Source organism: Thioclava marina (assembly GCF_002020135.1).
GTDB classification, from domain to species: Bacteria; Pseudomonadota; Alphaproteobacteria; order Rhodobacterales; family Rhodobacteraceae; genus Thioclava; species Thioclava marina.
Genome location: NZ_MPZS01000001.1, coordinates 1512160 through 1530093 on the forward strand (window position 1 = coordinate 1512160; position 17934 = coordinate 1530093).

Consider the following 17934-nt stretch of genomic DNA (forward strand, 5'->3'; position numbering starts at 1 on the left):
TTTCATGGCCCGGTTACCGGCTCAGGGCGACGCTGCGGCAATTTGCGCAGGCCGCTAGCGCAAACAGTCGAAAAGACGTGACGTTTCAGTGCCAAAACGGGGCGTTTTCCCCCTGTCCCTCCGGGTCTCGCTCTTGTAACAAAATTGCCGAAAGAATCCGTTCGCCGCAATTTGGCGGACCAGACAAGGGAGACACGCCATGAAGGTTCTCGTGCCTGTGAAGCGCGTGATCGACTATAACGTGAAAGCCCGCGTGAAAGCGGACGGTAGCGGTGTCGATCTCGCCAATGTCAAAATGTCGATGAACCCGTTCGACGAAATCGCTGTCGAAGAGGCGATCCGTCTGAAGGAGAAGGGTGCCGTCGAGGAGATCGTCGTGGTCTCGATCGGCGTGAAGCAGGCGCAGGAAACGCTGCGCACGGCGCTGGCGATGGGCGCGGATCGCGCGATCCTCGTCGTGGCCGCCGATGACGTGCACACCGATATCGAACCGCTGGCCGTGGCGAAGATCCTCGCCAAGATCGTCGAGGAAGAAGCGCCCAAGATGGTGATCCTCGGCAAGCAGGCGATCGACAACGACATGAACGCGACCGGCCAGATGCTGGCAGCACTTCTGGGCTGGGGTCAGGCGACCTTCGCCTCGGAAGTCGTGGTCGAGGGCGAGGCCGCGAACGTCACCCGCGAAGTCGACGGCGGCCTGCAGACCATCGAGGTCAAGCTGCCCGCGATCGTCACCACCGACCTGCGCCTGAACGAGCCGCGCTACGCGTCGCTCCCGAACATCATGAAGGCGAAGAAGAAGCCGCTCGACGAGAAGACCGCCGCCGATTACGGCGTCGACGTCTCGCCGCGCCTCGAAGTGGTGAAAACCACCGAGCCCGAAGCGCGTCAGGCCGGCGAGATGGTGCCGGATGTCGATACGCTCATTGCGAAACTCAAAGAGAAGGGGGTCGTGTGATGGCCGTTCTGCTGCTGGGTGAAGTGAATAATGGCGAACTGTCGGTCGACGCGACCGCCAAGGCCGTGACCGCCGCGAAAAGCCTGGGCGATGTGACCGTGCTCTGCGCGGGCGCCTCGGCTGCCGCCGCCGGCGAAGCCGCTGCCAAGATCGACGGCGTCGCGAAGGTCCTCGTGGCCGAGGACGCGTCGCTGAGCCACCGTCTTGCCGAACCGACCGCCGCGCTGATCGTGTCGCTCGCGGGCGATTATTCGCATATCGTGGCGCCCGCCACGACCGATGCAAAGAACGTGATGCCTCGCGTCGCGGCCCTGCTTGACGTGATGGTGATCTCGGATGTCTCGGGCGTCGTCGACGCCGACACGTTCGAGCGCCCGATCTACGCCGGCAACGCGATCCAGACCGTGAAGTCGAAGGATTCCAAGAAGGTCATCACCTTCCGCACCTCGACTTTCGATGCGGCTGGCGAAGGTGGTTCAGCCGCGGTCGAGACCGTGAGCGTCTCGGATGCGCCGTCGCTGTCGTCCTGGATCGAGGACAAGGTTGCCGAGAGCGATCGTCCCGAACTCACCTCGGCGAAGATCGTCGTCTCGGGTGGCCGTGGCGTCGGCTCGGAAGAAGACTTCAAGGTGATCGAAGCGCTGGCCGACAAGCTCGGCGCCGCTGTCGGCGCCTCGCGCGCCGCCGTCGACTCGGGCTTTGCGCCGAACGACTGGCAGGTCGGCCAGACCGGCAAGGTCGTGGCCCCCGAGCTCTATATCGCCGCCGGCATCTCGGGCGCGATCCAGCACCTTGCGGGGATGAAGGACTCGAAGATCATCGTCGCGATCAACAAGGACGAAGAAGCGCCGATCTTCCAGGTCGCCGATTTCGGCCTCGTCGCGGATCTCTTCGACGCCGTGCCGGAACTGACCTCGAAGCTCTGATCCGCACCGGATCGACAAATCATGAAGGGCCGGGATTTCCCGGCCCTTTTGCATCAGAGGTAGCGCGGAACCACCCGGCCCAGCGCCTCCGCGATCTCGCGATGCACCATCGGCCCCGGAACCATCGCCGCAGCAGGTTCCTCAAGAGCCGAGAACTGCATCCCCGCCGTGCCCGCGCTACGCGCCATCACAGAGGGCTCCACCCGCAGGATTTCGGTCGCGAGGGGACGTAGCTCGTCCACCATCCGCTCGGTAACCAGAAGCGGCTCGGCCCCCAACGGATCGGCCATTTCGGGCGGGTGATAATCCCCCATCCAGAGCAGGATCTTCACCCCCTCGATCTTGGTCAGAAGCGTTTTCATCCGCTGCACCCAGGAAGCCTGCAAGTCCTGCACGAGAAATTCGAACTTCTCGGGCTCGCGCTGCTTGAGAGCCCCCAGCATATGTCGGGTGAAATTGAATTCGGTGAAATCGATCCCGCGGAAGGCCGTCCGCATCTGGTTCGAGGCGCGCAGGAAGCGATCATTGCGGCGCGGATGAACGGCATAGTAGGGATTCGACATGTTCTGCGCACCCAGAAGCTGGATCACCGTAAGCTTTGCCGCCTTTGACGCCGCCGCAAGCTGCGGTTCCTGCAAGAACACGTCGATACCCGCGTTGAGCACCCCGAAATTCACCACCGGACGGCCCAGACCCGCCTCAAGCAACGAAGGCCAGGGTTCTGCCACGAATTTCCCATAGGTCTCCGTTCCGCCCATCGCGGCGATGAACTCCCCCTCGAGAGCCCGGCGTGGACCGCGAAAGAGCAGTTTCGATTTGCCATATCGGCACGGAAAATAATCAAGGGCGCCATCGCCCGCATATTCGAAAGCCATCAACCCGCCTCAGTCCAGTTCGACTCGTTCACGGCCAGATTGCGCCCAAATCGTTACCAAAGGCCTAATCTTAAAATTCTCTCAATCGAGCGTTTCGCTTGCATGCCGGTGCGTGCTGATTATGGTCAGGGCGAAACTCAGCGAGAGAGATGGATATGGCGATCGAAAAAGTGGGTATCGTGGGCGCAGGCCAGATGGGCAACGGGATCGCCCATGTCTTCGCGCTGGCGGGCTATCAGGTTCTGCTCAACGATATCAGCGAGGATGCGCTGGCAAAGGCCGTCGCCGTCATCACCAAGAATCTCGATCGCCAGGTCTCGCGCGGCAAGATTTCCGAGGAGGAAAAGAACGCCGCGCTGGGGCGCATCTCGACCACGACGAAGCTCACCGATCTCGGCCCCACCGATCTCGTGATCGAGGCCGCGACCGAGCGAGAAACCGTCAAACAGGCGATCTTCGAGGATCTGTTGCCGCATCTGAAACCGACCACGATCCTGACCTCGAACACGTCTTCGATCTCGATCACGCGCCTTGCCTCGCGCACCGACCGGCCCGAGAAATTCATGGGGTTCCACTTCATGAACCCGGTGCCGGTGATGCAACTGGTCGAACTGATCCGCGGCATTGCCACCGATCAGGACACCTACGAGCAGCTGCTGGCCGTCGTCGAGAAGCTCGGCAAGACTGCGGCCTCGGCCGAAGATTTCCCCGCCTTCATCGTGAACCGCATCCTGATGCCGATGATCAACGAGGCGGTCTACACGCTCTATGAAGGCGTGGGCAATGTGCGCTCTATCGACGAGTCGATGAAGCTTGGCGCGAACCATCCGATGGGGCCGCTCGAACTGGCCGACTTCATCGGGCTCGATACCTGCCTTGCAATCATGAACGTGCTCCATGACGGGCTGGCCGACACGAAATACCGCCCCTGTCCGCTTCTGACGAAATATGTCGAGGCGGGCTGGCTTGGCCGCAAGACCGGGCGCGGCTTCTACGACTACCGCGGCGAGACCCCGGTTCCGACGCGCTGAAGCGCGCCGGCCCGCGAGGGGGCCCTGCCCCCTCTTTGCTCACGCAAATTCACCCCCGAGATATTTGGTTCAAGAAGAAGATAGGATTTCTCCTTCCTCTTGGCTGAAATATCCCGGGGGAGTCTGCCGTCAGGCAGACGGGGGCAGCGCCCCCCTGTTCGGCCATCATCTGTCACCCTCCGGCAAGGAAGGCCGCACGCCCTTCCTCCAGCCTTTCAGAGCGCCAGCGTTTCCTTGCGCAGATCGGAGAGGAACTTGCGCGGATTCTTCAGCGGCTCGGCGATCTCTTCGGCAGATTTGGCATGGCCGATCACCGGATGTTGCGGCTTGTAGAGCGCGCGCTTGATCTCATAGAGCAACAGCCCCTGACGCACCGTCGCCGAGAGCTTGTTTGCGATCTGATAGGCGCGCGAGTTGCGGCCCGGAAAATGGATCGGCAGCACAGAGGCCCCCGATCGCGCGAGCATCTTCGCGGTGAAAGGGTTCCATTCCTGCTCGATCACCGGCCCCATCAGAGTCTCGGAATGGGCAACCTGGCCGGCCGGGAAGAGCACCACGACGCCACCGCGCTTGAGCTGTGCCATGCAGGCGGCGCGCATCTTCAAGCTGTCCTCGCGCGCGTTTTCCTCATGCGGGAAAGGTACCGGCAGCATGTATTGCTCGATTTCGGGGATCCCGGTCAGCAATGAGCGCGTGAGGATCAGGTAGTCATCGCGCACCTGACCGATCAGGTAGGCCAGCACCATCCCGTCCACCAGCCCGTGCGGATGGTTCGCGACCACGACGAGCGGGCCCTCCTTGGGGATGCGCGCGATTTGTTCGGGCGGGGTGGTGACCTCGATCCCCATCACGTCGAGCGCCTGCGGCCAGAACTCCGCCCCCACCGGCGCGCCGCGTTTCTCGAACTTGCGGATCAGGCGAAGCAGGTGGGTCTTGGCGGTGAGCCATTCCAGGGTCTGGATCGTGCCGACCTTGAAAGGGTTCGTGAACGTGCCCGCATAGGACAAGCGACGCTTGTCATAGGGTTTGGACAGGGCTTGGGCTTCGGCGATTTCGACCTGTTGATCCACGACCGGACCTCTTGGCTATGCGCGGGTCACATGCCTTCGCCGAACTTGTCCTCCACGAGCGCCTGCAGCGCATCGGCGAGCTTCTCGGCCTCGGCCCCGCTTGTCGTGACCTCAATAGTGGTTCCGCGCGAGGCTGCCAACATCAAAAGCCCCATGATGCTGTCTCCCGAGACCGACTGGCCATCCTTTGCCACCTCGGCCCGCGCGTCGTGATCCTCGACAACCTCGACGAAGCGGGCGGAGGCGCGCGCGTGGAGCCCCTTCTCGTTCACAATCTCGAGGCGGCGGATCACGGACATTTGGCAGCTCCTTCGCGGGCGTTGTAGCTGTTGATGTATTTGCGGCCCGCATCGAGCGCGGCCTCGACGGCCGCGTGCACGCCAAGGCTGCGTGATTTCGCGAGCTTGATCAGCAACGGCAGGTTGGCACCGTAGATGATTTCCCGGTCGCAGGCCTCGCAGGCCATAAGGGAGAGATTGGAGGGCGAGCCGCCGAACATGTCGGTGACGACCACGACACCCTCGCCGCTATCGACCGCATCGGCGGCGGCGCGAATCTCGGCCTGTTTTCCCGCGCGGTCGTGATCATCCTCGATGGTGATGGCGCGGATACCGTTCTGGGGGCCGACGACATGTTCGACCGCTGCGAGATATTCCCGCGCAAGCCCCCCATGTGCCACGATCACGATCCCGATCACGCGCCCGTCCTCACACTCGTACCGGCGCCCTCAGGCGCGCGACGTTCCAATTCTCTATGACGTTTAGACACTTGCCACCCGGCTTCCGCAAGCGCTTTGGCAATGCTTTCGGTCATCGCGACCGAGCGGTGTTGCCCCCCGGTGCAACCGAAGCCAATCGAGAGATGCGTCTTGCCCTCGGCCACATAGGCCGGAAGGAGAAACAGCAACAGATCGAGCACGCGCTGGTGAAATTCACCGTAGCGGGGATCGTCTGCCACATACTCCGCCACGGCGGCATCGCGACCGTCATGCGGGCGCAGCGCCGGCTCCCAATGCGGGTTCGCAAGAAATCGACAATCGAACATGAGATCGAGCCCGCGCGGCACCCCGCGCTTGTAGCTGAAGGAATTGACCGAGACGGAGAGCTTTTCGATCTGGCCGGTATCGAAGAACCGGCCGATCTCGGCGCGCAGGTCATGCGGGCTCATCTCGGAGGTGTCGATCAATACATCGGCGCGCAGCTTGATCGGGGCCAGGATGTCGAGCTCCTGCACGATGCCCGCACCCGGATCGTCGTCGCGGGCGAGCGGATGGCGGCGGCGTGTCTCGGAATAGCGCCGCTCGAGCACCTCGGGACGCGCATCGAGATAGACGAGCTCGAGGTTGAGTTCGGGCAGGCGGGTAAGCGCGTCGATCAGCTCGATCAAGGCCGAGGCCGAAAAATCGCGCGCACGCACATCGACACCAAGCGCCACCGGATGCGGCAAGTGGCCCGAGAGCAGGCGCGGAACGAGGCCGAGGGGCAGGTTCGTGATCGGCTCATAGCCGAGATCCTCGAGCGCGCCGATCGCGGTCGTGCGCCCGGCCCCCGAAGGTCCGGTCACCAGAACCACGCGCTGGCCCGACTGTGTCCATGCCGGATCGGATCGGGTCACGCCCATCGGCCTCCTTTGAGCCATTGCAGAATTGCCACGTCAAAATGATCATGTTGCACCCGCAGCACAAGAGGAAGTTCGACCCCCAAGAGACTGTCTTTTCGACAGTTCGGAAGGCGCTCGGTCTCCTCTCGGTCGAGATCGACGCTCAGGGTGATGCGCGCATGCGACAGCGGATCGGCACGCAGGATACCCACGCCGCGCGCTTCGATCCGGCCAGCGATCGGTGTGGGCGCGCGCGCGATCAGGTGCCCTCCTTCGACAGTCAGATTGGTCCGGTCATCCGCCACGAGCCGCGCGCCATATGCCATCAGTCTCAGCGCGAGCAGGGATTTTCCCGTGCCCGATGCGCCTTTGATCAAAACGCCGCGCTCGGGATCGAGCGCGACGACGCTGGCGTGAAGATTGAGAGAGGCGGTGCCGGGCCCGCCCATCGGATCAGACCGGCAAACCGACGACGAAACGCGCTCCGAGCGGATCGGAGGTCGGGTCGGCATCGGTCGGCCGGATATTCTCTGCCCAGATCACGCCGCCATGCGCCTCGACGATCTGCTTCGAGATCGCGAGGCCGAGACCGGAGTGGTCGCCGAACTGGCCCACGGGGCGTTCCGAATAGAAGCGTTTGAAGACCTTAGTCAGCGCCTCTTCGGGAATCCCAGGCCCCGTATCCTCGACCACGACCAGCACGCGATTGTCGCGTTGGCGGGCCCAGACACGGACCGCGTCGCCCTCTTCGCAGAAAGAGGTCGCGTTAGTGATCAGGTTGACGAAAACCTGCGCAAGCCGCGCTTCCAGCCCCGAGATCACCACAGGTTGCTGCGGCAGGTCGGTGATGAAATCGACGCCCTTCTCGCGCGCCTGCTGACCGAGATACTCGCTGAGGTTCGCCACCATCTTGATCAGGTCGAACGGCTCTTCCTCTTCCTTCACAAGCTCGGAATCGAGCCGCGAGGCATTGGAAATGTCGCTCACCAGACGGTCGAGGCGGCGCACGTCGTGATCGATCACCTCAAGCAGGCGTGTGCGCTGCTCATCTTTCTTGACCATGTGCAGCGACGCCACCGCAGAGCGCAGGCTGGCCAGCGGGTTCTTGATCTCATGGGCCACGTCGGCCGCGAATTGCTCGTTCGCGTCGATACGTTCGTAAAGCGCGCCCACCATGCCGCGCATCGCGCCCGAAAGCCGCCCAATCTCGTCGGGCCGTGCGGTCAGGTCGGGGATGCGCACGCGCGACGGCGACATCTTGCGGGCGTTCTTGTCGCGCCCGATCTCGGCAGCGGCGGCCAGATCGGACAGCGGGTTGGCGATGGTCGAGGCCAGAACCAGCGACAGACCGATAGAGACGATGATCGCGATCACGAACATCTGGAGCACCTGTTCGCGCTCGACCCGGACCAGCGCGTCGATCTGACCCGCCACCGAGCTCAGGCCGACGACGCCCACCACACGCTCGCCCTGACGGATCGGGGTGGCGACGGCGAAGATCGTCGAGCCGGAAGCGTTCTTCTTCGATGCGATCTGGGTGCGCCCATCAAGTGCCGCGGGAACGAGCGCGCGCACCATTTCGAGCGCGCTGTCGCCATTCGTGCCGCCTCCGCGCGAAATCAACTGCGCGACGCCATCCCAGGCGCGGCCCAGAACATCGGTGAGGAAGGTCGAGCGATGATCGAGATCGAGGCCCTCGACCTTCTCGACCGGTGCGCGGTCTCCGCTGGTCGTGGTGCCGATCAGCGCCTGACCCGGATCGAAGAGAAACAGATCGGCCCCGTCGGGCAGCTCGATCCCGCGGATCGTGGCGAGCGGGTCGATCCCGTCACCGGCCGCGAGATTGACCGGCGCGCCCGCAGGCAGCTGCGCCTCGAACACGTCGGCGGCGAGCTGAGCCTCGTTCACCAGGCCGCTTTCGCGTTGCAGCACGAGACTGTCGCGGAAGGGATTGAGATACAGCACCCCCGCCACCAACACGATCATCGCCAACAGGTTGAAGGTGATGATCTTGCGCGCAAGCGGGGAGCGGTTGAGCGAAATGATCGTGCGCCGGGCGCGCCCCTGACGCAGATCGTCGTCGATCATGCCATCGGGCGCGACCCAGTCTTCACCCAGGACGACATCCGTCTCCAGCGCCTTTCTCGGCACCTTTCGGGGGTTCTTGCGCCCCATTCCGACCCTCCCCGCGATACTCATGAGGCTGGGATCACTCTTCGTTGTAGCGATAACCGATGCCGTAGAGTGTCTCGATCGCCGAGAACTCCTCGTCCACCGACCGCATCTTCTTGCGCAGCCGCTTGATATGGCTGTCGATCGTGCGGTCGTCGACATAGACCTGATCGTCATAGGCCACGTCCATCAGCTGATCGCGCGACTTCACGAAGCCTGGCCGCTGGGCAAGCGCCTGAAGCAGCAGGAATTCGGTCACGGTCAGCGTGACGTCCCGCCCCTTCCACATCACCGCGTGACGCAGCGGGTCCATCTCGAGCGAGCCGCGCACCATCACCTTGGTGTCTTCGGTCGTCGCCACCTCGCCGGTCGAAATCGCTTCCTGACGGCGCAGCAGCGCGCGGATGCGTTCGACCAGAAGACGCTGGCTGAAGGGCTTCTTGACGTAATCGTCGGCGCCCATGCGCAGGCCGAGAACCTCGTCGATCTCGTCATCCTTGGAGGTGAGGAAAATCACCGGCATCGCGGTCTTCTGGCGCAGCTTCTGCAGCAGCTCCATTCCGTCCATCCGCGGCATCTTGATGTCGAGAACGGCCATGTCGGGCAGACGCTTGGTGAACGCATCGAAGGCCGCCTGACCATCGTTGTAGGTCTCTACATCATACCCCTCAGCTTCGAGAGTCATCGAAACGGAAGTCAGAATATTGCGGTCGTCATCGACCAGCGCGATCCTCGACATGGCGGAAAATCCCTTTACTGCTCTTGTTTGTTATTGGCAGCCATCATCATCTTTCAGAACGGCCAAATCAACAGGAACGTGCGAATCAGACTGTTTTCACGAATCATCCGTCGCGAAAATCCTGATGGATTGACTAATTTGCCTCACCTTTCCGCGACAATCCGCTCTGGTGGCGCTAAACGTGACAATGGTTGCGCTAACTGCGTCAATGCTTCCTGTTCCTTCGCAAAATTGTCATGCTATAGGGCGGCCATCCGAGTAAGATTATTGCTCGGATCGGCGCTCCGAGACCCCGAAGCGCCGGGAGGAACCCAATGAACGCCGCGAGACGGCATCGGGAGCGAGAGATGAGCATCGGACGTGTGAACCCGGCGAAACGCCTTGAAGATCAAGGTATCACTGGTCTCGGCAACGTTTATTACAACCTGATTGAGCCGGCACTGATCGAGCACGCCCTGAAGCGTGAAGAAGGCGTTCTGGGCAAGGGTGGCGCCTTTTATTGCTCGACCGGTCAGCACACTGGCCGCTCGCCGAAGGACAAGTTCGTCGTTCGCACTCCGTCCGTCGAAAACACGATCTGGTGGGAAAACAACAAGCCGATGGCGGCTGACGCGTTCGACCGCCTGCATGCCGACATGCTCGCCCACATGCAGGGCAAGGACTATTTCGTCGAGGATCTCTACGGCGGTGCCGATCCGGAGCATCGCCTCGACGTGCGCCTCGTGGCCGAGCTTGCGTGGCACGGGTTGTTCCTGCGCACCATGCTGCGCCGCCCCGAGCGCGCCGAGCTTGATACGTTCGAGCCGGAATGGACGATCATCAACTGCCCGTCGTTCAAAGCCGACCCCGAACGCCATGGCTGCCGCACCGAAACCGTCATCGCGCTCAACTTCGACAAGAAGCTGATCCTCATCGGCAACACGGCCTATGCGGGCGAGAACAAGAAAGGCGTGTTCACGCTTCTCAACTACATCCTGCCCGGCAAGGGCATCATGGCGATGCACTGCTCGGCGAACCACGCGATCGGCAACCCCGATGACTCGGCGGTCTTCTTCGGCCTGTCGGGCACCGGCAAGACCACGCTTTCGGCCGATCCCTCGCGCGTGCTGATCGGCGATGACGAGCATGGCTGGTCGGAAAACGGCATCTTCAACTTCGAAGGTGGTTGCTACGCCAAGACGATCAACCTCTCGAAGGAAGCCGAACCCGACATCTACAACACCTGCTCGATGTTCGGCACCGTGGTCGAGAACATGGTCTACGATCCCGAGACCCTGGAGCTGGACTTCGAAGACAACTCGCTGACCGACAACATGCGCTGCGCCTATCCGCTGCATTACATCTCGAATGCCTCGGAGACCTCGCTCGGTGGTCATCCGAAGAACGTGATCATGCTGACCTGCGACGCTTATGGCGTGCTGCCGCCGATCGCGCGTCTGACCCCGGCGCAGGCGATGTATCACTTCCTCTCGGGCTTCACCTCGAAGACCCCGGGCACTGAAGTGGGCGTGACCGAACCGCTTCCGACCTTCTCGACCTGCTTCGGCGCGCCCTTCATGCCGCGCCGTCCCGAGGTCTACGGCAAGCTGCTTCAGGAGAAGATCCACGAGCATGGCGCCTCGTGCTGGCTGGTCAACACCGGCTGGACCGGCGGCGCCTTCGGCACCGGGTCGCGCATGCCGATCCGCGCCACACGCGCGTTGCTGACCGCCGCGCTCGACGGCTCGCTGCACGATGTCGAATTCCGCAAGGACGAGAACTTCGGCTTCGACGTGCCGGTCGCGGTTCCGGGCGTCTCTGACGTCCTGCTCGACCCGCGCCGCACCTGGGACGACAAGGACGCCTATGACGCGCAGGCGGCCAAGCTCGTGCAGATGTTCGCCGACAATTTCGCGCAATACGTCCCCTATATCGATGACGAGGTGAAGGCCGTCGCCATCGGCTGATCCTACGCGAACACGAAATTGAAAGGGCCGGCATTTTTGCCGGCCCTTTTTTCATTCCAAACAGGGACTTCCCCAACTCCATGATCCCGCTACATGATGCGGGTCATGGTGTTCTCGCTGATCCTTATCCTCGCGCTGTCGGCCGTAGCCGCACTCATCGGGCTCATCGGCCTGACCCTGGTGGTGGCACGACTCTCTCATCGCCTCCCGAGAGGGCCTTTCCCGCATGGCGAAATCCGGATGGCACCCGAAACGGGCCGCATCGCACGCGCTCTCGCGGCCCGGCTCGCCAAAGCGGCTGACAAGAACGCGGTCCAGCTCCTGACCGACCCTGTGGACGCGCTTGCGGCACGGCTCGAGCTTGTTGCTGCGGCCGAGGCCTCACTCGATCTGCAATACTACATCTGGCAAGACGACATCGCGGGAGCGCTAATGCTGGGCGCGTTGAGGGCTGCCGCAGCGCGAGGCGTCCGGGTGCGGCTCCTGATCGACGACAATGGCACGGCAGGGCTGGACCGCACGCTCGCGGCTCTCGATCAGCTTCCGAATATCGAAGTGCGGCTCTTCAATCCCTTCCCGATCCGGCGCGCACGGGTGCTGGGCTACCTGTCGGATTTCCGCCGCCTGAACCGGCGCATGCACAACAAGGCGATGATCGCCGACGGGCGAATCGCGATCCTTGGCGGGCGCAATATCGGAGACGACTATTTCAACGACCTTTCTTCCGCCGGCCTCTACATGGACATGGATGTTGCCGTCGCGGGCCCGGTTCTCCCGCAGGTCGGTCGTCAGTTCGATCTCTATTGGAACGCCCCGTCGGCAATTCCGGCCAGAGTGATGCTCGGCGGCTGCGCCGAAGAGGAGGCCCGCGCCATCGTGGAGAACGAAGAGTTGCGGCTGTGCTCCCCCGACGCCAGCGCCTATGCCGCAGCCATTGCGAGCCCAGAACGCGGGAAACGGATCCTCGACCCGGATGCGCCGAACATCGCCGCCGAGGCGCAGCTCATCTACGACCACCCCTCGAAGATCCATGGGCTTCTGAAAGGTCGCAAGCTGCTTTGGGAATATCTCATCCGCGCGCTCGGCACGCCGACGCAGGAACTGGTGCTGATCACGCCTTACCTCGTGCCGACGCGTGCCGGGGTGGGCTACCTGCGCCGGATCGCGAAAGCGGGCGCGAAGATCCGGGTGCTCACCAACTCATATGCCGCGACCGATGTTCCGCTCGTGCATTCTGGCTATGCGCATCGCCGCAAGAGCCTCCTGCGCGCTGGGATCGAGCTTTACGAATACGCCCCGGACGCCGAGGCAAGACTCCCCACGCGGCTCCGGCCGGGGCAGTTCGTGGGCTCGGATATTCGCGGCACCTCCCCCTTTTCGCGCAACAAGCTGCACGCGAAAGTCTTTGCGGCGGATCGTGAGCGCGTCTTCATCGGGTCATTCAACTTCGATCCCCGCTCGATGCGGCTCAATACCGAGCTGGGGCTGGTGCTCGTATCGCCCGAGATCGCAGCGCATATCTCCGATGCCTTCCGCGAGTTCTTCCCCGAGCGCGCATGGCGGCTACGCCTGACGCGCACGCAGCAACTGCGCTGGTCGCGCCCCGGTCAGCCGGTGCTCAAACGCGAACCGGGCGTGCCGCTGACACACCGCATCGTGCTCTGGATCGCCCAGCGCCTGCCGATCGAGTGGATGCTGTAGGCCCTATTTCTTGCGGGTGCGCTTGACCTTGCGCGCGATGGCCTTCTTCTTCGCCGCATCGCGGGCCGGCTTGCGCGGCGGGCGCGTACCCGGACGACGGCCCTTGCGGCGCTTGCCATTGCCCGAGGGCATCCCCTGCCCCTCGACCTCCAAGAGCTCCAGCATCAGCCCGCCCGTGATCGGCACGGCCTCTGCGAGTCGCACCCGGACACGCTGGCCGATGGTGATCGTCATGCCGGTCTCCGAGCCCACCAGTTCCTGCGCCTCGCGGTCGAAATGGAAGAACTCGCGCCCGATCTCGCGGATCGGGATCAGCCCGTCGGCTCCGGTTTCGTCGAGTTTCACGAAGGCGCCGAATTTCTGCACGCCCGAGATGCGTCCGGTGAACTCGCTGCCCACCCGATCCGACAGGTAAGCCGCGAGGTAGCGGTCGGTCGTGTCGCGCTCGGCGGCCATCGAACGGCGCTCGGTGTCGGAGATCTGCTGCGCGGTCTCTTCGAGATTGTCGATATCCCACTGGCTCAGCCCGTCCTTGCCCCAGCCATGACCGAGGATCAGCGCGCGATGCACGATCAGGTCGGAATAGCGCCGGATCGGCGAGGTGAAATGTGCGTAGGATCGCAGCGCGAGGCCGAAATGCCCGTAATTCGTCGGCGCGTAATAGGCCTGCGTCATCGAGCGCAGCGTCGAGATATTGATCAGCTCGTCGAACTCGGAACCCTCGGACTGGCTGAGCAGGTTGTTGAGATGCGCGGTTTGGAGCACCTGCCCCTTGGCCAGCGTGAACCCCGACGCCTGCGCCACCTCGCGCAGCGCCTCGATCTTCTCGAGGCTGGGCTCTTCGTGGACGCGATAAAGCAGCGGACGGCGCAGCTTTTCGAGTTCCTCGGCGGCCGCGACATTGGCCAGCACCATGAATTCCTCGATCAGCTTGTGGGCATCGAGACGCGTCTTGAACTGGATCGAGGTGACATGCCCGTCATCCCCGATCACGATCTGCCGCTCGGGCAGGTCCAGCTCCAGCGGCTGACGCAGCGCGCGGGCACGCTTGAGCGCCTCATAGGCCTCGTAGATCGGGTCGATGATCTCCTCGACCATGGCTTCGGTCTTCTCGTCCGGGTTGCCGTCACGCGCCGATTGCACCTGCCCGTATTCCAGCGAGCCCACCGAACGGATCATGCCCCGCGTGAAGCGATGGCTCAGCTTGCGGCCATGTTCGTCGATCTTCATCCGAACCGCGAGAACCGCGCGGTCGACATTTTCATGCAAAGAGCACAAATCGCCCGAAAGCCGGTCGGGCAGCATCGGCACGACGCGGTCGGGGAAATAGGTCGAATTCCCTCGTTTACGCGCCTCACGATCGAGCGCGGAGCCCGGCGTCACGTAATGCGCCACGTCCGCGATCGCGACCCAGATCAGGAAGCCGTTTTCGTTCTTCGGATCGTCATCGCGCTCGACGAGCACCGCATCGTCGCGGTCGCGCGCATCCGCCGGGTCGATCGTCACGAAGGGCAGCTTGCGCAGGTCTTCGCGATCGCCCAGAGGCGCCGGTTCGGCAGCGTCTGCCTCGGCCACGACCTCATCGGGGAAATCGTCGGGGATGCCGTGTTGGTGGATCGCGATGAGCGAGACGGCCTTGGGCGCCGACGGATCGCCCAGCACCTCGAGCACCCGCGCGCGCGGCAGCCCCATGCGACCACGCGGACCGGTCTGCTCGGCCTCGACCAGTTCGCCATCCTTGGCGCCTTCGGTCACGGCGGCGGGCACCTGCCATTCGCTCTCGGCACCCTTGTCGATCGGCATGATCCGCCCGCCTTCGGCGGTCTTGCGGAAGATGCCGACAATGCGATGGGAGGCGGTGCCGATCTTGCGGATCAGACGCGCCACATAGCCATAGCTTTCATCTTCGACCGGCGTGAGACGCCCGAGAACCCGGTCACCCTGCGCCAAAGCGGGATCGCCTTCGCGGCGCACATAAAGCACGACCGGCGCCGGCCCCTCGCCCGTCCATTCGGCGGGCTCGGCCCATTGGTCGCCCTGGCTGTCCTCGCGCAGCATCCGCAGCACCGTCACCGGCGGCAGCGTGCTCGGATCACGGAACTGGCGGCGGCGCTTCTCGATCAGCCCCTCGGCCTCCATCTCGCGCAGGATCCGCTTGAGCTCGATCTTCGCTTGCCCCTTGACGCCGAAGGCCCGCGCGATGTCGCGCTTGGCCGTCTGGTCGGGGTTATCGTTGAGCCAGTCGAGGATCTGCTGGCGCGAGGGAATGGGGGCGGCTTTGCTCATGGCCCTGCCTAGCATGGGCTTGGCGGGCCGTCACGCGGGGAAATCGCAACACTGGCACCGCGAGAGCCGCTCAGGATTCCGCTTGCGGGGGCGGCGGCGCAGGCCTAGCCTCCGCGCGAAACTGATGGAGGCCCTCATGGCAAAAATCGAAGCCCGTCTGGCAGAACTTGGAATCAGCTTGCCCGATGCGCCGATGCCCGCAGCGAATTACGTGCCCTTCGTGCGCAGCGGCAACCAGCTTTTCGTGTCGGGCCAGATCTCGAACGGCCCCGAAGGCCTGATCCTCGGCAAGCTCGGTGACAGCATGGACGTGGCCGAGGGCGCGATGGCCGCGCGGTTCTGCGGCCTCGCGCTGATCGCACAGGCCAAAGCGGCGCTTGGCGATCTCGACAAGGTCAAGCGCGTGGTAAAGCTCGTGGGCTTCGTCAATTCCACGTCTGATTTCACCGACCAGCCCAAAGTGGTCAACGGCTGCTCGGACCTGATGGTCGAGGTCTTCGGCGAGGCTGGCCGTCACGCTCGCTCCGCGGTCTCCGCCGGGTCTCTCCCGCTTGGCGTCTCGGTCGAGATCGAGGCGATTTTCGAGGTCGAGTGATGGCGCTGCACCCCGATTTTCTTCGCCTGCCGATCGCGCATCGGGCGTTGCATGATTTCGCGCTCGGCCGGCCCGAGAACAGCCGCGGGGCGATCCGGGCGGCGATCGCGGCGGGCTACGGGATCGAGATCGACGTGCAGCTTTCGGCCGATGGCGTGCCGATGGTGTTTCACGACTACTCGCTGCATCGGCTGACCGGTGAGACCGGGCCGGTGCGCGGGCGCACGGCGGCGGAACTGGGGGCGATCACGCTCAAAGGCACGGAAGAAGGCATCCCGACGCTGGCTGAAGTGCTCGAGATCGTCGCCGGTCAGGTGCCGCTTCTGGTCGAGATCAAGGATCAGGATGGCGCGCTCGGACTACAGGTCGGCCCGCTCGAAGAGGCAACCGCGAAGCTGCTGAGCACCTATGACGGCCCCGTCGCGGTGATGTCCTTCAACCCGCATGCGATCGAGGCTTTCGGCAAGTTCGCGCCGGGGGTGCCGGTGGGGCTGACGACTTCCGCCTATCAGCCCCATGACTGGGCCCTCCTGCCGGCCGCGCGCGGCGATGAGCTGCGCCACATCCCGGATTTCGAACGGCTCGGGGCGGCCTTCATTTCGCATGAGGCCAAAGATCTGACCGCGGCGCGCGTGACCGAGCTGAAAGGTCTCGGCGTGCCGGTTCTGTGCTGGACGATCCGCTCCGTCGACGAAGAGGCGCTGGCGCGGCAGGTGGCCGACAATGTGACCTTCGAGGGATATCTTTCGGCGCTGCCTGCTTGACCGATGGGCCGAAGGGCCCAGATTCAGCGCAAAGACCTCGCAACCTCCCCCGGGGGATCATGGATCAAAGCGTTGAAATCACGCTTCATTCGGATATTTCCGAAATAAGTGAAGTCGACTGGAACGCCTGCGCCTGCCCCGAAACCGGGGATGGGCGGCGGGCGTTCGACCCTTTCACCACCCATCGCTTCCTTGCCGCACTGGAGACCTCGGGGTCTGTCGGGCCGGGGACGGGCTGGGACGCGCGCCATGTTGTCGCGCGCATGGGTGGGCAGGTGATCGCCGTCGCCCCGCTCTATGTCAAATCGCACAGCCAGGGAGAATATGTCTTCGACCACGGCTGGGCCGACGCCTATGAGCGCGCGGGCGGGCACTATTATCCCAAGCTGCAATGCGCCGTGCCGTTTACCCCGGTTGCGGGGCCGCGCCTTCTGACCTTGCCGGGGCTGGAAGACGCGGGCAAGCGCGCGCTGCTGGCGGGTATGGAGCAGATCGCCAGCGGCGCGGGCGTTTCCTCCGTCCACATCACCTTCTGCACCGAGGACGAGGCAGAACTGGCCGCGGACGTGGGCTGGCTGCACCGGATCGGTCAGCAATTCCACTGGATCAATCGCGACTACCCCAGTTTCGACGCCTTCCTTGGCGAGCTCAGCTCCCGCAAGCGCAAGGCGCTGCGCAAGGAACGTCAGCGCGCCCAGGCCTTCGGCGGCGAGATCGTGCAGCTCTCCGGCGACGACATCAGCCCCGAGCATTGGGATGCGTTCTGGGCGTTTTACCAGGATACCGGCAGCCGGAAATGGGGCCGCCCCTACCTGACGCGCGACTTCTTCGACCGCTTGCACGAGATGCGCGAGGACGTGCTGCTCGTACTGGCGATGAACGGACCACGTCCGATCGCGGGGGCACTCAACTTGATCGGGCGCGAGGCGCTCTTCGGCCGCTATTGGGGCTGCGTCGAGGACCACCCGTTCCTGCATTTCGAGCTTTGTTACCATCAGGCCGTCGATTACGCGATCGCCCATGGCCTGAAACGTGTCGAGGCCGGTGCACAAGGCGAGCACAAGCTGGCGCGCGGCTACCTGCCTGTCGCGACCCATTCCGCGCATTGGATCGCTCATCCGGGTCTGCGCCGCGCCGTGTCCGAGTATCTCGAAGCTGAACGCGCCGCCGTGGACGAGGATATCGAGATCCTGACCGAGATGGGCCCGTTCCGCAGCCCTTCGGAACCCGAACGCTAAGCCGGCGTTTGTCACAAGACATATGACAGGAGAG

The 17934-nt window shown here is 63.7% G+C and carries 17 protein-coding genes; 8 read left to right on the plus strand and 9 right to left on the minus strand.

Translation table 11 applies throughout. The features are described from left to right. Positions 1 to 199 precede the first annotated feature (199 nt). Both BMG00_RS07260 and BMG00_RS07265 read left to right on the plus strand, forming a co-directional pair. A complete protein-coding gene (locus BMG00_RS07260; protein WP_078525934.1) occupies positions 200 to 958 on the plus strand; it encodes an electron transfer flavoprotein subunit beta/FixA family protein in 759 nt (252 codons plus the stop codon). Continuing rightward, positions 958 to 1884: an electron transfer flavoprotein subunit alpha/FixB family protein gene (locus BMG00_RS07265; protein WP_078525936.1), complete on the plus strand. Its 927-nt coding sequence runs from the start codon at positions 958 to 960 to the stop codon at positions 1882 to 1884. The genes BMG00_RS07260 and BMG00_RS07265 overlap by 1 nt, the downstream gene beginning before the upstream one ends. Positions 1885 to 1937: 53 nt before the next feature. On the opposite strand, the gene BMG00_RS07270 is transcribed toward BMG00_RS07265, so the two are convergent. Further along, positions 1938 to 2759: a DUF6473 family protein gene (locus BMG00_RS07270; protein ID WP_078525938.1), complete on the minus strand. Its 822-nt coding sequence runs from the start codon at positions 2757 to 2759 to the stop codon at positions 1938 to 1940. Between the two features lie 155 nt (positions 2760 to 2914). On the opposite strand from BMG00_RS07270, the gene BMG00_RS07275 reads away from it, so the two are divergent. Then, positions 2915 to 3790 (plus strand): 3-hydroxybutyryl-CoA dehydrogenase, encoded by an 876-nt coding sequence (locus tag BMG00_RS07275; RefSeq protein ID WP_078525940.1) that lies wholly within the window; start codon positions 2915 to 2917, stop codon positions 3788 to 3790. 215 nt (positions 3791 to 4005) lie between these two features. On the opposite strand, the gene BMG00_RS07280 is transcribed toward BMG00_RS07275, so the two are convergent. From BMG00_RS07280 to BMG00_RS07310, 7 genes are read right to left on the minus strand one after another with little or no spacing between them, the layout of a single operon-like run. Further along, entirely contained in the window at positions 4006 to 4860 is an 855-nt protein-coding gene (locus BMG00_RS07280) for a lysophospholipid acyltransferase family protein (protein WP_078573777.1), read from the minus strand. 26 nt (positions 4861 to 4886) lie between these two features. Beyond that, complete coding sequence (locus BMG00_RS07285; protein WP_078525944.1) at positions 4887 to 5159, minus strand: HPr family phosphocarrier protein; 273 nt, start codon at positions 5157 to 5159, stop codon at positions 4887 to 4889. Continuing rightward, positions 5150 to 5557 (minus strand): PTS sugar transporter subunit IIA, encoded by a 408-nt coding sequence (locus BMG00_RS07290; RefSeq protein WP_078573778.1) that lies wholly within the window; start codon positions 5555 to 5557, stop codon positions 5150 to 5152. Before BMG00_RS07290 ends, BMG00_RS07285 begins: the two co-directional genes overlap by 10 nt. Continuing rightward, positions 5554 to 6480, minus strand: a complete 927-nt coding sequence (gene rapZ / locus BMG00_RS07295) for an RNase adapter RapZ (protein WP_078525948.1) — start codon at positions 6478 to 6480, stop codon at positions 5554 to 5556. Before rapZ ends, BMG00_RS07290 begins: the two co-directional genes overlap by 4 nt. Next, entirely contained in the window at positions 6471 to 6908 is a 438-nt protein-coding gene (locus BMG00_RS07300; RefSeq protein WP_078573779.1) for an HPr kinase/phosphorylase, read from the minus strand. The genes rapZ and BMG00_RS07300 overlap by 10 nt, the downstream gene beginning before the upstream one ends. Positions 6909 to 6912: 4 nt before the next feature. After that, on the minus strand, positions 6913 to 8634 hold the full coding sequence (locus tag BMG00_RS07305; protein ID WP_245794963.1) for a sensor histidine kinase: 1722 nt from the start codon (positions 8632 to 8634) through the stop codon (positions 6913 to 6915). A gap of 34 nt (positions 8635 to 8668) precedes the next feature. Then, the gene (locus tag BMG00_RS07310; RefSeq protein WP_078525954.1) at positions 8669 to 9370 is read right to left on the minus strand and encodes a response regulator transcription factor; all 702 of its coding nucleotides are present in this window, start codon (positions 9368 to 9370) and stop codon (positions 8669 to 8671) included. A gap of 347 nt (positions 9371 to 9717) precedes the next feature. On the opposite strand from BMG00_RS07310, the gene BMG00_RS07315 reads away from it, so the two are divergent. Together BMG00_RS07315 and BMG00_RS07320 are read left to right on the plus strand one after the other, a co-directional pair. Next, complete coding sequence (locus BMG00_RS07315) at positions 9718 to 11316, plus strand: phosphoenolpyruvate carboxykinase (protein ID WP_078525957.1); 1599 nt, start codon at positions 9718 to 9720, stop codon at positions 11314 to 11316. Between the two features lie 93 nt (positions 11317 to 11409). Then, a complete protein-coding gene (locus tag BMG00_RS07320) occupies positions 11410 to 13017 on the plus strand; it encodes a phospholipase D family protein (RefSeq protein WP_078573780.1) in 1608 nt (535 codons plus the stop codon). Between the two features lie 3 nt (positions 13018 to 13020). Here BMG00_RS07320 and rnr read toward each other — a convergent pair whose 3' ends face one another. Continuing rightward, positions 13021 to 15303: a ribonuclease R gene (gene rnr, locus BMG00_RS07325; protein WP_078573781.1), complete on the minus strand. Its 2283-nt coding sequence runs from the start codon at positions 15301 to 15303 to the stop codon at positions 13021 to 13023. Between the two features lie 136 nt (positions 15304 to 15439). Here rnr and BMG00_RS07330 point away from each other — a divergent pair, with 136 nt between their 5' ends. The 3 genes from BMG00_RS07330 to BMG00_RS07340 are packed head-to-tail and all read left to right on the plus strand — an operon-like array spanning position 15440 to position 17900. Then, complete coding sequence (locus BMG00_RS07330; protein ID WP_078574269.1) at positions 15440 to 15898, plus strand: RidA family protein; 459 nt, start codon at positions 15440 to 15442, stop codon at positions 15896 to 15898. Next, positions 15898 to 16662 (plus strand): glycerophosphodiester phosphodiesterase family protein, encoded by a 765-nt coding sequence (locus tag BMG00_RS07335; protein ID WP_093469927.1) that lies wholly within the window; start codon positions 15898 to 15900, stop codon positions 16660 to 16662. Before BMG00_RS07330 ends, BMG00_RS07335 begins: the two co-directional genes overlap by 1 nt. Before the next feature lie 59 nt (positions 16663 to 16721). After that, positions 16722 to 17900, plus strand: a complete 1179-nt coding sequence (locus BMG00_RS07340; RefSeq protein ID WP_078573783.1) for a GNAT family N-acetyltransferase — start codon at positions 16722 to 16724, stop codon at positions 17898 to 17900. Positions 17901 to 17934 lie beyond the last annotated feature (34 nt).

Coding starts and splice junctions, on each gene's coding strand:
- BMG00_RS07260 (WP_078525934.1), top strand. CDS start 200: ATGAAGGTTCTCGTGCCTGTGAAGCGCGTGATCGACTATAACGTGAAA.
- BMG00_RS07265 (WP_078525936.1), top strand. CDS start 958: ATGGCCGTTCTGCTGCTGGGTGAAGTGAATAATGGCGAACTGTCGGTC.
- BMG00_RS07270 (WP_078525938.1), bottom strand. CDS start 2,759: ATGGCTTTCGAATATGCGGGCGATGGCGCCCTTGATTATTTTCCGTGC.
- BMG00_RS07275 (WP_078525940.1), top strand. CDS start 2,915: ATGGCGATCGAAAAAGTGGGTATCGTGGGCGCAGGCCAGATGGGCAAC.
- BMG00_RS07285 (WP_078525944.1), bottom strand. CDS start 5,159: ATGTCCGTGATCCGCCGCCTCGAGATTGTGAACGAGAAGGGGCTCCAC.
- rapZ (WP_078525948.1), bottom strand. CDS start 6,480: ATGGGCGTGACCCGATCCGATCCGGCATGGACACAGTCGGGCCAGCGC.
- BMG00_RS07300 (WP_078573779.1), bottom strand. CDS start 6,908: ATGGGCGGGCCCGGCACCGCCTCTCTCAATCTTCACGCCAGCGTCGTC.
- BMG00_RS07305 (WP_245794963.1), bottom strand. CDS start 8,634: ATGGGGCGCAAGAACCCCCGAAAGGTGCCGAGAAAGGCGCTGGAGACG.
- BMG00_RS07310 (WP_078525954.1), bottom strand. CDS start 9,370: ATGTCGAGGATCGCGCTGGTCGATGACGACCGCAATATTCTGACTTCC.
- BMG00_RS07315 (WP_078525957.1), top strand. CDS start 9,718: ATGAGCATCGGACGTGTGAACCCGGCGAAACGCCTTGAAGATCAAGGT.
- BMG00_RS07320 (WP_078573780.1), top strand. CDS start 11,410: ATGATGCGGGTCATGGTGTTCTCGCTGATCCTTATCCTCGCGCTGTCG.
- rnr (WP_078573781.1), bottom strand. CDS start 15,303: ATGAGCAAAGCCGCCCCCATTCCCTCGCGCCAGCAGATCCTCGACTGG.
- BMG00_RS07330 (WP_078574269.1), top strand. CDS start 15,440: ATGGCAAAAATCGAAGCCCGTCTGGCAGAACTTGGAATCAGCTTGCCC.
- BMG00_RS07335 (WP_093469927.1), top strand. CDS start 15,898: ATGGCGCTGCACCCCGATTTTCTTCGCCTGCCGATCGCGCATCGGGCG.
- BMG00_RS07340 (WP_078573783.1), top strand. CDS start 16,722: ATGGATCAAAGCGTTGAAATCACGCTTCATTCGGATATTTCCGAAATA.